The sequence below is a fragment of the Streptomyces sp. NPDC001381 genome, from assembly GCF_042895685.1.
GTDB lineage: Bacteria > Actinomycetota > Actinomycetes > Streptomycetales > Streptomycetaceae > Streptomyces.
Genome location: NZ_JBIAWO010000011.1, coordinates 133,667 through 146,854, shown reverse-complemented (window position 1 = coordinate 146,854; position 13,188 = coordinate 133,667). Strand labels below are relative to the sequence as shown.

Sequence of the window (13,188 nt, the reverse complement as noted above, 5' to 3'; positions counted from 1 at the left end):
GTACCGCTTCCGGCCGCTTCCGGCTAGCGCCGGTCCGCGTCCAGCGGCTCCAGATCCCCGTCCAGGTCCTCGTCCTCGACGTCGTCCACGTCGTCGGGGTCGGCCACGAGGTCCTCGTCGTCGCCGTCCTCGTCGTCGCCGCTGTCGTCCTCGTCGTCGTCCTCGAGGTCGTCGAACACCGCGCTCACGTCGAACCGGCAGACCACCCGCTGCGGGTCGGCCTGCTCGAAGGGGGTCTCCAGCCACTCGCCCGGTTCGGCCGGCTCGTCGGCGGCCAGCACCCACAGCGTGGAGTCGCCCTCCTCCAGGCCGAACTCCTTGTGCCGGGAGGCGATCTCGTCGGCTTCGAACTCGCCGAACAGGATGCCCAGGGCCCCGTGCACGGTGCCCGCGGCCTCCGTGCCCTCGTCTTCCGCGGCCTCGATCCGCTGCGCCTGCGCGAGCAGCCGCTGCGGCTCCGCGACCGCGTAGTCCCGGCGGATCAGCACGCTCAGCGCGTTCGGTTCCTCGGGGCCCGTGTACGGCGGCAGGGAGTCCTCCGCGCCGGGGATCTCGAAGGGCGTGACCTCGTCATAGCGGTCGTACAGCAGTTCGTCGTACACCTCGGCGGCCGCGGCCAGCTCGTTGAACGCCTCGTAGACGGCCGGGTCGTCCTCCCCCGCCCTGCGTTCGACCGCCGCCAGATGGCGGTCGAGCGCGGTCTTGACCGCCTCGGCGGCGGCGCGTACCTCGGCAGCTGTGGGCTGCGCAGCATCAGACATAGTGCAGACGCTATCCGTACGAGGCCCCAGCCCGCACAATAGATGCGATGCCGGAATACGAATTTGTCGACGTGTACGTACCGCGCGGGGTCTCCCGCAAGGAGGCGACACGTCTGCTGACCGACCATGCCGAGTACGGACACTGGGAGTTGCACCGCCTCAGCCTGATGCGTGACGGCAGCCGCAGGGTGCGGCTGCGCCGGCGGATCATCCGTCAGGTGCGCGCCACGTGGTGAGGTGAGCGAGACGGACGGAACGGGCCCCGCCGAGGCGGGGCCCGTTCCGTCGTGCGGCGCCGGGGGGCGTCACAGGGAGGCGCGCGCCTTGCGGTAGATCAGCGAGCCCGCGAGCAGCGCACCCGCGCCGGCGGACAGGGCGAGGCCGATCGGCAGCTCGCTTCCGGTCTCCGCGAGCTGCGCGCCGCTCGCGAGGGAGGTCCCGGAGCTCTGGTGGCCGGTCACGGAACGGGCCGGCGTCACATGGCCCGGGGTGGAGGGCACGGCCTCGGGGCCGGAGGGGGTGGACCGGCCGGGCTCGGTCGGCTTGCCGGGGGCCTGGTGGCCCGGCTTGCCGGGGACCTGGTGGCCCGGCTCGCCCGGCGTCTCGTGGCCGCGGGTCGGAGGCGTGCCGTAGCCGTGGCCGCCGCCGTTGTCGCAGTCGTTGCCGTAGGCCGGGTTCAGGATCCCGACGGCGCCGACGCTGTTGCCGCACACGTTCACCGGAACGTCGACCGGGACCTGGACGTGGTTGCCGGAGCCGACACCGGGCGAGCCGCCGGTGTGGCCGCCCGCGTGCGCGCCGCCCGAGCCCGAGCCCGTGCCGTGGCCGCCGTGACCGCCCCAGCCGCCGTTGTGGCCGCCGCCGTGACCGGTGTGGCCCCCGCCGTGCCGGCCGCCCCCGTGGCCGCCGCCGTACCCCCCGTCCTCGTCGCCGTGGCCCGCCGGTGCGCGGTGGCCGCCGCCCGTGTTGGCGCACGAGTTGCCGAACGCCGGGTTGAGGATCCCGACGACGTCGATGGTGTTGCCGCACACGTTGACCGGGACGTTCACCGGCACCTGGACCGAGTTGCCGGACACGACGCCGGGCGAGTCGGTGGCTGAGCCGATCGCGCCCGAGTCGGCATGGGCGTAGCCGCCGGCGGCGGCGATCACCCCCGTGGCAGCCGCCACGGTCATGAGGCTTTTGCGGGTGACCTGTCGCATTGCTGTTTCCTGCTTTCGATCTCGTCCTCGACTCGAATTCCCGCATCATTCCAGTTCTCGTGGACATTCGAGTCGTTCGACTTCTTCGGCCATTCCTTCGGAAAAGACCGGACGGCCCCGGAGCGCATGGCGCGCGCTCCGGGGCCGACGGTGTGGACGGCCCCTCAGCGGGTCGACGTCACTTGTTGATGCAGACGTTGCCGAAGGCGGGGTTCAGCAGCCCGATCGCCGAGATCGTGTTGCCGCAGACGTTCACCGGGACGTGCACCGGAACCTGGATCACGTTGCCGGACACGACACCCGGGGAGTGCACCGCGGCACCCTGGGCACCGGAGTCGGCGACGGCCAGGCCCGCACCCGCGAGAACCAGCCCACCCGTGGCAGCCGCAGCAGCGACGACCTTCTTGATCATTATTCCTCCTTGTTGGCAAAGCGATTCCAAGCAGCGAATCGCATCAGCAACAACGAGGCGGAATTAATGAGGCTACGCGCTTATCGTCGCATTCACTCTTCCCAGTCATGTCCGCACAGGCGACCGATTCATGAGAACCCGGTTCCACCGGGACGATTCAGGACGCGTCGATGAACCGGTCGAGCACCCGCACGCCGAACTTCAGCCCGTCCACCGGCACCCGCTCGTCGACCCCGTGGAACATGCCGGCGAAGTCCAGCTCCGGGGGCAGCTTCAGCGGCGCGAAGCCGAAGCCGCGGATGCCGAGGTCGTCGAAGGACTTGGCGTCGGTGCCGCCCGAGAGCATGTAGGGGATGGCCTTCGCGGTCGGGTCCTCGGCGAGCAGCGCCGACTGCATGGCCTCCACGAGCGTCCCGTCGAAGGAGGTCTCCAGGGCCTTGTCGGAGTGCACGTCCTCGCGCCGCACCTTCGGGCCGAGGATCCGGTCGAGGTCGGCGAGGAACTCCTCCTCGTGCCCCGGCAGGAACCGTCCGTCGACGTGCGCGGTGGCCTCGCCCGGGATGACGTTGACCTTGTAGCCGGCGCCGAGCTGGGTGGGGTTGGCGGTGTTGCTCAGGGTCGCGCCGATCAGCTTGGCGATGCCGCCGAGCCTGGCGAGCGTGGCCTGCATGTCCTCGGGGTCCAGCTCGGTGCCGAGCGCGTCGCCGAGTTCGTCGAGGAAGGCCCGGGTGGTCTTGGTGACCCGCACCGGGAAGGTGTGGCGGCCGAGCCGGGCGACGGCCTCGGACAGCTCGGTGATCGCGTTGTCCCGGTGGATCATCGAGCCGTGGCCGGCGGTGCCGGCGACGGTCAGCTTCATCCAGTGCATGCCCTTCTCGGCCGTCTGGATGAGGTAGAGCCGCCGCTCCTCGCTCACGGTGAACGAGAACCCGCCCACCTCGCTGATCGCCTCGGTGACGCCCTCGAAGAGGTCCGGGTGGCGGTCGACGAGATAGCGGGCGCCGTACGTGCCGCCGGCCTCCTCGTCGGCCAGGAACGCGAGGACGATGTCGCGCGGCGGCCGGCGCCCGGAGCGCAGCCGGTCGCGGACGACCGCCAGGGTCATCGCGTCCATGTCCTTCATGTCGACGGCGCCCCGGCCCCAGACGCACCCGTCCGCGATCTCACCGGAGAAGGGGTGGTGGGTCCAGTCGACCGCGTTGGCGGGGACGACGTCGGTGTGGCCGTGGATGAGCAGCGCGGGCCGGGACGGGTCCTCGCCCTCGATGCGGGCCACCGTGGAGGCGCGCCCCGGATGCGACTCGAAGATCTGGGGTTCGAGACCCACCTCGGCGAGCTTCTCGGCGACCCACTCGGCCGCCTTGCGCTCGCCGGGACCCGAGTGGTCGCCGTAGTTGCTGGTGTCGATGCGGATCAGCTCGCGGCAGAGGTCCACGACCTCGTCCTCGCCGGTGACGCTCCTGGCCGTGTCGCTCACGCTGCTTCCTCCCGCTGTCCCTGCCGACGGTCGCCGTCCCTGCTGACGGTGACCGTCACCGCCGGTGGCCGCCGTGACTGCCGGTGGCCTCCTTCATCCTCCCCCTCCGTGCCGCCCCGGCCCAAGACCGCTCCCGGCCCGTCACACGCCGTTCACGCCGTTCACGCCGGCCGCGTCCGCCCGGCCGACACCTGTGATCGGGGCACCCCGGAAAGCCTGGTAATGTTTACGACGTCGCCGCGAGGGAAACCCCGCACGACAGACACCTTGTCCGGGTGGCGGAATGGCAGACGCGCTAGCTTGAGGTGCTAGTGCCCTTTATCGGGCGTGGGGGTTCAAGTCCCCCCTCGGACACGCGAGATGAGCGAGGGCCGCGACCACTGGTCGCGGCCCTCGCTCGTGTGTGGCCGATGTCTCCCCGGCCGAAGATCACGCAGGTCACCTCCCCCACCTCCTGTCCCGGCGGGCCCCGAACGGCCCTCTCCGCTGGCTGACACAAGGGGACGACCCTAGCGTCGTACTAAAATTTCCGGCTTGTTACGGAGCCGGCCCGGACAACCCCAGGCAGACCTGCGGGCCCGTCGGCGCCCCGGAGGCTTCCGGGATCGAGACGCGAGGACCGATGGCAGCCATACACGAGAGCGGTGCTCTCGGCCTGCTCGACGAAGAAATCGCCCAGCTCGGTGACACGGCACGCTTCTCCGGCGGCCCGGCCACCTCTCCGCGCACCCTCGTCGACGTCTTCGACGCGTCGGTGCGGTCGTACCCGGACGAGCCCGCCCTGGACGACGGCACCACGCCCCTGACCTACCGCGCGCTCGCCGTCGAGGTGGAGCGGCTGCGGCGGCGGCTCGCCGCCGCCGGGGTCGGCCTCGGGGACCGGGTGGGGGTGCGGGTGCCGTCCGGCACCAACGACCTCTACGTGGCGATCCTGGCCGTCCTCGCCGCGGGTGCCGCCTATGTCCCCGTCGACGCCGAGGACCCCGACGAGCGGGCCGAGCTGGTGTTCGGGGAGGCGGGGGTGCGGGCCGTCGTCGGCGCCGGGCACGAGATCGCCGTGCACGGGGTGTCCGACGTCCCGGCCGCCCGGCCCGGTGTCGAGCACGACGCGTGGATCATCTTCACCTCCGGTTCCACCGGGAAGCCGAAGGGCGTCGCCGTCGGTCACCGCGCCGCCGCCGCGTTCGTGGACGCCGAGGCCGCGCTGTTCCTCACCGAGGAGCCCCTCGGGCCAGGGGACCGGGTGATGGCCGGGCTGTCGGTGGCCTTCGACGCCTCGTGCGAGGAGATGTGGCTGGCCTGGCGGTACGGCGCCTGCCTGGTGCCCGTGCCCCGGTCGCAGGTCAGGAGCGGCGCCGATCTCGGGCCGTGGCTGGTCGAGCAGGAGATCACCGTCGTCTCCACCGTGCCCACGCTGGCCGCGCTCTGGGAGCCCGAGACCCTCAACGACGTACGGCTGCTGATCTTCGGCGGGGAGGCCTGCCCGCCCGAGCTGGCGCAGCGCCTGGTGACCGAGGGGCGGGAGGTCTGGAACACGTACGGGCCGACCGAGGCGACCGTGGTCGCCTGCGCCTCGCTGATGTCGGGAGAGGAACCGGTCCGGATCGGGCTGCCGCTGCGGGGCTGGGAGCTCGCCGTCGTCGACGAGGCGGGCGAACCGGTGCCGATGGGCGGGACCGGTCAGCTGGTGATCGGCGGGGTCGGGCTCGCACGCTACCTCGACGCCGGGAAGGACGCGGAGAAGTACGCGCCGCTGCGGTCGCTGGGCTGGGAGCGGGCGTACCGCAGCGGGGACCTGGTCAGGGCCGAGCCCGAGGGGCTGGTCTTCCTCGGCCGGGCCGACGAGCAGATCAAGCTCGGCGGCCGGCGCATCGAGCTGGGCGAGGTGGACGCGGCGCTGCGGGCGCTGCCCGGGGTGGCGGGGGCGGCCGCGGCGGTACGGACGGCGCGCGGCGGCAACCAACTGCTCGTCGGGTACGTCGTCCCGCAGGACGGCTGGGACCGGGCCGAGGCGGTGGAGCGGCTGCGGGCCGCGCTGCCCGCCGCCCTGGTGCCGCTGCTCGCGCCGGTCGACGACCTGCCGACGCGTACGTCCGGGAAGGTCGACCGCGACGCGCTGCCGTGGCCGCTCGACACGGTCGAGGTGCCCGCGGGTGAGGACCTGTACGGCACCGAGGCCTGGCTCGCCGAGCAGTGGACGCAGGTGCTGGGCATCCCGGTCGCCTCGGCCCGCGACGACTTCTTCGCGATCGGCGGCGGCAGCCTGGCCGCCGCCCAGCTCACCACCCGGCTGCGCACGCGCTACCCGAGCGCCGCCGTCCTCGACATCTATCAGCAGCCGGTGCTGCGCAAGCTGGCCCGCCGGCTGGAGGAGTCGGCGCAGGACGACGGCGGCAGCCGCACGGTCGCGCCGGTTCCGAGGAAGGCGCAGCTCGTCCAGCTCCTGCTGCTCCTTCCGCTGTTCACCCTGCTCGCCCTGCGCTGGACGGTCGTACTGGCCGCGCTGGGCCGGCTGCTGCCCGGCTACGGCTGGCTGCCGGCGGCGCCCTGGTGGCTGGTGGCCGCCGGGGCCCTGCTGTTCTTCACCCCGCCCGGGCGCATCGCCCTCGCGGCGGGCGGGGCGCGGCTGCTGCTGCGGGGGGTGCGGCCCGGCCGCCACCCGCGCGGCGGGGCGGTGCATGTGCGGCTGTGGGCGGCCGAGCGGCTGGCCGAGTTCAGCGGGGCCACCTCGCTGACCGGGTCCTGGCTGGAGCGGTACGCCCGTGCCCTGGGCGCCAGGATCGGGCCGGACGTGGACCTGCACGCGCTGCCGCCGGTCACCGGGCTGCTGAAGCTGGGGCGGGGTGCGGCCGTGGAGTCGGAGGTGGACCTGTCGGGGTACTGGCTGGACGGGGACCGGCTGGAGATCGGCGCGGTCAAGGTGGGCGCGCACGCCGTCGTCGGCACGCGCAGCATGCTCTTCCCGGGCGCCCGGGTGGGCAAGCGTGCCGAGGTGGCGCCGGGCTCGGCGGTCACCGGGCAGATCCCGACCGGACAGCGCTGGGCGGGGGCGCCCGCGGTCAAACTCGGCAAGGCCAAGCGGAACTGGCCCGCGGAGCGGCCGCCGCGGGGCAGGTACTGGCAGGTGATGTACGGCCTGACCGGCCTCGCGCTCAACCTGCTGCCGGTGGCGGCGGCCGGGGCCGCGCTGCTGGTGGCCGGCGTGTTCGTCACCCCGGGTCCGGGGCTCGGCGGGGCGCTGCGCGGGGCCGCGGCGGCGCTGGTCCCGGCGACGCTCGCCTACGGGCTGGCGTACGCCCTGCTGCTCCTGGTCGCCGTACGGCTGCTCAGTCTGGGCCTGCGCGAGGGCACGCACCCCACGCACGGCCGGGTGGGCTGGCAGGCCTGGACGGTCACGCAGCTGATGGACCGCTCCCGCGAGACCCTGTTCCCGCTGTACGCCGGGCTGGTCACGCCGGTGTGGCTGCGGCTGCTGGGGATGCGGATCGGCAGGGGCGCCGAGGTGTCGACGGTGCTGGCCCTGCCCAGCCTGACGACGGTCGGCGAGGGCGCGTTCCTGGCCGACGACACGCTGACCGCGCCGTACGAGCTGGGGGGCGGCTGGGTGCGGATCGGGCGGGCGCAGATCGGGCGGCGGGCGTTCCTCGGGAACTCGGGGATGACCGCGCCGGGCCGGAGCGTGCCGGACGGCGGGCTGGTCGGTGTGCTGTCGGCGACGCCGAAGAAGGCGAAGAAGGGCAGCTCCTATCTGGGTCTGCCGCCGGTGAAGCTGCCGCGCAGCAGCGCCCGCGGCGATCAGAGCCGTACGTACGATCCGCCCGCGCGGTTGCTGTGGGCGCGCGCGCTGGTGGAGCTGTGCCGGATCGTGCCGGTGTTCTGCTCGGCGGGGCTGGCCGTGCTGACGGTGGCCGCGCTGTGTGCCCTCGGCGGCTGGGCGCCGCTCCTCGGCGGGCCGGTGCTGCTGGGCGCGGGTGCGGCGGCCTGTCTGCTGTCGGTCGCCGCCAAGTGGCTGCTGGTGGGGCGGCACCGCAGCGGGGAGCATCCGCTGTGGAGTTCCTTCGTGTGGCGCAACGAACTGGCGGACACGTTCGTCGAGGTGGTGGCGGTGCCGTGGCTGGCGGGTGCGGTGCCCGGTACGCCGGTGATGACGGCGTGGCTGCGGGCGCTCGGGGCGCGGATCGGCCGGGGCGCGTGGGTGGAGAGCTACTGGCTGCCCGAGGCGGACCTGGTGACGCTGGAGGACGGGGTCACGGTCAACCGGGGGTGCGTCCTGCAGACTCACCTCTTCCACGACCGGATCTTGCGGACGGATACTGTGGTCCTCCGTGAGGGCGCCACGCTGGGTCCTGGCGGGATCGTGCTGCCCGGCAGCACGATCGGGGCCCGTACGACCCTGGGTCCCGCGTCGCTCGTCATGGCCGCGGAGTCCGTCCCCGACGACACCCGCTGGCTGGGCAACCCGATCGAGGCATGGCGTCCCTGAATCTGGGCCACTCGGTGACCGCGGGCGGTGCAGCGACGGGTGGTTCGAGTACGGCGCAGGGAGCGGACACGGAAGTGGCAGTGCAGCAGTCGGTGGGTCCGGACCCGTATTTCCCGGGCAACGGCGATCCCCGTTACCGGGTGCATCGCTACGAACTCACGCTGGACTACCGTCCCGGCCCGAACCGGCTGTCGGGGACGGCCCGGATCAACGCGATCGCGGGGCGTGCGGCGCTGACCGAATTCCAGTTGAACCTGGCCGACTTCAGGATCGGGCGGATCCGGGTGGACGGCCGGCAGCCGCACTACACGCACCGGGGCGGCAAGCTGCGCGTGCGGCCCGCCAAGGCTTTGCGGGCGGGGGCGGCGTTCACGGTGGAGGTGCACTGGTCGGGCAACCCCAAGCCGGTGTCCTCCCCCTGGGGCGGGCTCGGCTGGGAGGAGCTGGCGGACGGCGCGCTGGTGGCGAGCCAGCCGGTGGGGGCGCCCTCGTGGTACCCGTGCAACGACCGTCCCGCCGACAAGGCGTCGTATCTGCTCTCGGTCACCACGCCGTCGGCGTACGCGGTGGTGGCGGGCGGGCGGCTGCTGACCCGTACGACGAAGGCGTCGACGACGACCTGGGTGTACGAGCAGCCGGCGCCGACGTCGAGCTATCTGGTCGGGTTGTCGATCGGCAAGTACCAGACGGTGCTGCTGGGCGATCCGGGTCTCGGCGGGGTGCCGATGCACGGGCACATACCCGCGCACCTGCTGCCGGAGTTCTCCCGTGACTTCGCCCGGCAGCCGGGGATGATGGACCTGTTCCAGCAGCTCTTCGGGCCCTACCCGTTCGACGAGTACGCGGTCGTGGTCACCGAGGAGGAGCTCGACGTCCCCGTCGAGGCGCAGGGGTTGTCGCTGTTCGGCGCCAACCATGTGGACGGGGCGCGGGGTTCGGAGCGGCTGGTGGCGCACGAGCTGGCCCATCAGTGGTTCGGCAACAGCGTGTCCATCGCCGACTGGCGGCACATCTGGCTCAACGAGGGGTTCGCGAAGTACGCGGAGTGGCTGTGGTCGGAGCGGTCGGGCGGCCGCAGCGCCCAGCAACTCGCCGCCGCCGCACACCGGTTGCTCTCCTCCCTGCCGCAGGATCTGAAGCTCGCCGACCCGGGCCGCAAGTCGATGTTCGACGACCGGCTGTACGAGCGCGGCGGGCTCGCCGTGCACGCGGTGCGCTGCGCCCTCGGCGACGAGGCGTTCTTCCGGATGCTGCGCGGCTGGCTCGGTCTGCACCGGGGCGGCGCGGTGACGACGTCCATGTTCGCCGTCCACGCGGCGCGGTTCACGCCCGAGCCGCTCGACGAGCTGTTCGAGGCGTGGGTGTACGGGACGGCGCTGCCACCGCTGCCGATGGCCGAGACCCGTGCGAGCGCCTAGGGGGTGTTCCGAAAGTCCTGTGCGGTGCCCGCGGTGTTCGGTGCGTGCCCTCGGCGTGCCGGACGAAGGCCCTCGTAGCGGAGCTACTTGGGTCTTCGGCCGGTGCGGCGAGGGTGCGTGCCGGGCGCCGCGGGTGCTCTGCGGGACTTTCGAAACACCCCCTAGCAGAATGGCCGCATGACGACGCGTTCCTGCCCGTGCGGGCTGCCCCGGGCGTACGAGGCCTGCTGCGGCCGCTATCTCTCCCCGTCCGGGTCGAGCCCCGCCGCGGGGACCCCCGCAGGCCCCCCGACCGCCGAGGCCCTGATGCGTTCGCGCTACACCGCGTTCGTGAGGGGCGACGCGGCACATCTGATGCGGACCTGGCATCCGCGGACCCGGCCGGCGCGGCTGGAGCTCGATCCGGGGATGCGGTGGACGGGGCTGGAGATCCTCGGCACGACGGACGGGTCGGCGTTCCACAGGACGGGGACCGTGGAGTTCCGGGCGTCCTTCCGGGGCGGCTCGCTGCACGAGAACAGCCGGTTCGAGCGGGTGGACGGGGCGTGGGTCTACGTGGACGGGGACTTCCTGGACTGACCCGACGGGCCTCCCGGCCGGTCTACGGGGCCAGGACGTCCAGTTCCTGGAGGGCGCCGGCCGTGATCTCGCGGGTGAGGTGCTCGGCGCGCGGGGCGTCGCCCTCGCGGACGGCCTCGGCGAGCTGGACGTGGAGGGTGACGGCGGCCGGGTCGGGGTCCTCGAACATGACCTCGTGATGGGTGCGGCCGGTCAGGACCTCGGCCACGACGTCGCCGAGGCGGGCGAACATCTCGTTGCCGGAGGCCGTGAGGATCACGCGGTGGAAGGCGACGTCGTGGAGGAGGTAGCCCTCCAGCTGGTGGCCGCGCGAGTGGGCCACCATGCCGAGCGCGCACTCGGTCAGCTCGGCGCACTGCGCGGCCGTGGCGTTCCGGGCCGCCAGGCCCGCCGCGACCGGCTCGATCGCCGAGCGCAGGACGGTGAGCGAGCGCAGCTGGTGCGGGCGGTCGGCGCCGGCCAGGCGCCAGCGGATGACCTGGGGGTCGTAGACGTTCCACTCGGCCTTGGGGCGGACCGTCACGCCCACGCGGCGGCGGGACTCGACCAGGTGCATGGATTCCAGGACACGGACCGCCTCGCGCATCACGGAGCGTGAGACGTCGAAGCGCTGGGCCAGTTCGTCGGTCCGCAGCACACTGCCCGGCGGGTAGTCGCCCGCGGTGATGGCGGGGCCCAGGGTGTCCAGTACTTGGCCGTGCAGACCCCGGCCCGGAGTGGTCATGCACACAGAGTACGTGGTGGATCACAGCCTCAAAAAGTCAGACTTATTCGTCACAGACTCTTGATTAGTCGTATCTAATCGGTTTCAGTGTCGGTCGACATCAGGTGTCGTCGTCGGACGGCTCGGAAGACAGCGAGGCAGAGATGCACACCCCTCACGTCGTCGCGGTGATGGGCGTCGCCGGCACGGGCAAGACCACGATCGGTCCGCTGCTCGCCGCCCGGCTGGGCGTTCCCTACGCCGAGGGCGACGACTTCCACCCGTCGGCCAACATCGCCAAGATGTCGGCCGGCACCCCGCTCGACGACGCGGACAGGTGGCCGTGGCTGGACGCCATCGGGGCCTGGGCGCGGGAGCGGGAGGGGCTGGGCGGGGTGGTGAGCTGTTCGGCGCTGAAGCGCTCGTACCGGGACCGGCTCCGGGCCTCGGCCCCGGGGATCGTGTTCGTGCACCTCGCGGGCGACCGTGCGCTGATCGAGGCCCGGATGGCGCGCCGGCGGGGTCACTTCATGCCGACCGCGCTGCTCGACTCCCAGTTCGCCACGCTGCAGCCGATCCAGCCGGACGAGGCGGGGGTCGTCGTCGACGTCTCCGGCACGCCCGAGGAGATCACCGGGCGGGCCGCGCAGGCGCTCGCCGGGCTGTCCGGCACCCGTCGTTAGTTCCCCTCTCCCCTCCCCATCACCGCAAGGGACCACCGTGACCAGACTCAGCGTCGAGATGCTGGCAGCGGACACCGCCGAGCCCATCACCTCGGCCGGCCACGTTCAGCTGGGCATCGCCGTACTGGCGGGCATCGCCGTCATCGTCCTGCTCATCACCCGGTTCAAGCTTCACGCCTTCCTGGCGCTGACCATCGGCTCGCTCGCGCTCGGCGCGTTCGCCGGGGCGCCGCCGGACAAGGTCATCACCAGTTTCACGACCGGGCTCGGCGCCACGGTGGCGAGTGTGGGCGTGCTGATCGCGCTCGGTGCGATCCTCGGCCGGATGCTCGCGGACTCCGGCGGCGCCGACCAGATCGTCGACACGATCCTCGCCAGGACGGGCGGGCGTTCGATGCCGTGGGCGATGGTGCTGATCGCCTCGGTGATCGGACTGCCGCTGTTCTTCGAGGTCGGCGTCGTGCTGCTGATCCCCGTGGTGCTGATGGTGGCGAAGCGGGGCAACTACTCGCTCATGCGGATCGGCATACCGGCGCTGGCGGGTCTGTCCGTGATGCACGGGCTGGTGCCTCCGCACCCCGGGCCGCTGGTCGCGATCGACGCGGTCGGCGCCGACCTGGGCGTCACGCTGGCGCTCGGTGTGCTCGTCGCCGTCCCGACGGTCGTCATCGCGGGACCGGTGTTCTCCCGGTTCGCGGCCCGGTGGGTGGACGTCCCGGCGCCCGACCGCATGATCCCCCAGCGGCCCTCGCAGGAGCTGGAGAACCGCCCCGGCTTCGGTGCCACGCTGGCCACGATCCTCCTGCCCGTCGCGCTGATGCTGTCGAAGGCGCTGGTCGACATCGTCGTGGACGACCCGGCGCACACCGTGCAGCGCGTCTTCGACGTCGTCGGCTCCCCGCTGATCGCGCTGCTCGCGGCCGTCCTGGTCGGCATCTTCACGCTGGGCCGGCCGGCCGGGTTCTCGAAGGAGCGGATATCGGGGCTGGTCGAGAAGGGCCTCGCGCCCATCGCGGGGATCCTGCTGATCGTCGGCGCGGGCGGCGGCTTCAAGCAGACGCTGATCGACTGCGGGGTGGGCCAGATGGTCCTGGACATCTCCGAGGACTGGTCGGTCCCGGCGCTGCTGCTGGCCTGGCTGATCGCGGTGGCGATCCGGCTGGCGACGGGCTCGGCGACGGTGGCGACGGTCTCGGCGGCCGGTCTGGTCGCCCCGCTGGCCGCCGACATGTCGACCACCCACGCGGCCCTGCTCGTGCTGGCCATCGGCGCCGGCTCGCTGTTCTTCAGCCACGTCAACGACGCCGGCTTCTGGCTGGTCAAGGAGTACTTCGGCCTCAGCGTCGGCCAGAACCTCAAGACCTGGTCGGTCATGGAGACCCTGATCTCCGTGGTCGCCGGCGGCCTGGTCCTGCTGCTCTCCCTGATCCTGTGACCACCCCGCCGGCCGTCCCCCGGGCCCTGAACCAG

The 13,188-nt window shown here is 72.5% G+C and carries 11 protein-coding genes and 1 tRNA gene; 7 read left to right on the top strand and 5 right to left on the bottom strand.

Annotation, left to right across the window (positions count from 1 at the left end; translation table 11 throughout):
* Positions 1–23: 23 nt before the first annotated feature.
* On the bottom strand, positions 24–761 hold the full coding sequence (locus ACFY2L_RS33600; protein WP_390660747.1) for a hypothetical protein: 738 nt from the start codon (positions 759–761) through the stop codon (positions 24–26).
* A gap of 47 nt (positions 762–808) precedes the next feature.
* Here ACFY2L_RS33600 and ACFY2L_RS33595 point away from each other — a divergent pair, with 47 nt between their 5' ends.
* Positions 809–997 (top strand): DUF5703 family protein, encoded by a 189-nt coding sequence (locus ACFY2L_RS33595; protein ID WP_040896034.1) that lies wholly within the window; start codon positions 809–811, stop codon positions 995–997.
* Positions 998–1,066: 69 nt separating this feature from the next.
* On the opposite strand, the gene ACFY2L_RS33590 is transcribed toward ACFY2L_RS33595, so the two are convergent.
* The 3 genes from ACFY2L_RS33590 to ACFY2L_RS33580 all read right to left on the bottom strand — a co-directional run bounded on the left by ACFY2L_RS33590 (position 1,067) and on the right by ACFY2L_RS33580 (position 3,852).
* The gene (locus tag ACFY2L_RS33590) at positions 1,067–1,963 is read right to left on the bottom strand and encodes a chaplin family protein (RefSeq protein ID WP_390824232.1); all 897 of its coding nucleotides are present in this window, start codon (positions 1,961–1,963) and stop codon (positions 1,067–1,069) included.
* A 178-nt stretch (positions 1,964–2,141) separates the two neighbouring features.
* Positions 2,142–2,375 carry a chaplin ChpH gene (chpH, locus tag ACFY2L_RS33585; RefSeq protein WP_390660745.1) on the bottom strand — a complete coding sequence of 78 codons (234 nt, stop codon included), beginning with the start codon at positions 2,373–2,375 and terminating at the stop codon, positions 2,142–2,144.
* 157 nt (positions 2,376–2,532) lie between these two features.
* A complete protein-coding gene (locus ACFY2L_RS33580) occupies positions 2,533–3,852 on the bottom strand; it encodes a M20/M25/M40 family metallo-hydrolase (RefSeq protein ID WP_390660744.1) in 1,320 nt (439 codons plus the stop codon).
* 269 nt (positions 3,853–4,121) lie between these two features.
* Here ACFY2L_RS33580 and ACFY2L_RS33575 point away from each other — a divergent pair.
* From ACFY2L_RS33575 to ACFY2L_RS33560, 4 genes are all read left to right on the top strand, one after another.
* Positions 4,122–4,206, top strand: a tRNA-Leu gene (locus ACFY2L_RS33575).
* A 268-nt stretch (positions 4,207–4,474) separates the two neighbouring features.
* Positions 4,475–8,335, top strand: coding sequence for a Pls/PosA family non-ribosomal peptide synthetase (locus tag ACFY2L_RS33570; protein ID WP_390824231.1), 3,861 nt, complete (start codon positions 4,475–4,477; stop codon positions 8,333–8,335).
* A 74-nt stretch (positions 8,336–8,409) separates the two neighbouring features.
* A complete protein-coding gene (locus ACFY2L_RS33565; protein ID WP_390660742.1) occupies positions 8,410–9,753 on the top strand; it encodes a M1 family metallopeptidase in 1,344 nt (447 codons plus the stop codon).
* Between the two features lie 177 nt (positions 9,754–9,930).
* Entirely contained in the window at positions 9,931–10,332 is a 402-nt protein-coding gene (locus tag ACFY2L_RS33560; protein ID WP_390824230.1) for a YchJ family protein, read from the top strand.
* A 22-nt stretch (positions 10,333–10,354) separates the two neighbouring features.
* On the opposite strand, the gene ACFY2L_RS33555 is transcribed toward ACFY2L_RS33560, so the two are convergent.
* Entirely contained in the window at positions 10,355–11,056 is a 702-nt protein-coding gene (locus ACFY2L_RS33555; protein WP_390824229.1) for a FadR/GntR family transcriptional regulator, read from the bottom strand.
* Positions 11,057–11,199: 143 nt separating this feature from the next.
* On the opposite strand from ACFY2L_RS33555, the gene ACFY2L_RS33550 reads away from it, so the two are divergent.
* Both ACFY2L_RS33550 and ACFY2L_RS33545 read left to right on the top strand, forming a co-directional pair.
* Positions 11,200–11,718: a gluconokinase gene (locus ACFY2L_RS33550; protein ID WP_390824228.1), complete on the top strand. Its 519-nt coding sequence runs from the start codon at positions 11,200–11,202 to the stop codon at positions 11,716–11,718.
* A 37-nt stretch (positions 11,719–11,755) separates the two neighbouring features.
* Positions 11,756–13,153, top strand: a complete 1,398-nt coding sequence (locus ACFY2L_RS33545; protein WP_390824227.1) for a GntP family permease — start codon at positions 11,756–11,758, stop codon at positions 13,151–13,153.
* The last annotated feature ends 35 nt before the right edge of the window (positions 13,154–13,188 follow it).

What these genes read in the sequence shown, in the direction of transcription:
- ACFY2L_RS33600 (WP_390660747.1), bottom strand. Translation starts at nt 761, where the DNA reads ATGTCTGATGCTGCGCAGCCCACAGCTGCCGAGGTACGCGCCGCCGCC.
- ACFY2L_RS33595 (WP_040896034.1), top strand. Translation starts at nt 809, where the DNA reads ATGCCGGAATACGAATTTGTCGACGTGTACGTACCGCGCGGGGTCTCC.
- ACFY2L_RS33590 (WP_390824232.1), bottom strand. Translation starts at nt 1,963, where the DNA reads ATGCGACAGGTCACCCGCAAAAGCCTCATGACCGTGGCGGCTGCCACG.
- chpH (WP_390660745.1), bottom strand. Translation starts at nt 2,375, where the DNA reads ATGATCAAGAAGGTCGTCGCTGCTGCGGCTGCCACGGGTGGGCTGGTT.
- ACFY2L_RS33570 (WP_390824231.1), top strand. Translation starts at nt 4,475, where the DNA reads ATGGCAGCCATACACGAGAGCGGTGCTCTCGGCCTGCTCGACGAAGAA.
- ACFY2L_RS33560 (WP_390824230.1), top strand. Translation starts at nt 9,931, where the DNA reads ATGACGACGCGTTCCTGCCCGTGCGGGCTGCCCCGGGCGTACGAGGCC.
- ACFY2L_RS33555 (WP_390824229.1), bottom strand. Translation starts at nt 11,056, where the DNA reads ATGACCACTCCGGGCCGGGGTCTGCACGGCCAAGTACTGGACACCCTG.
- ACFY2L_RS33550 (WP_390824228.1), top strand. Translation starts at nt 11,200, where the DNA reads ATGCACACCCCTCACGTCGTCGCGGTGATGGGCGTCGCCGGCACGGGC.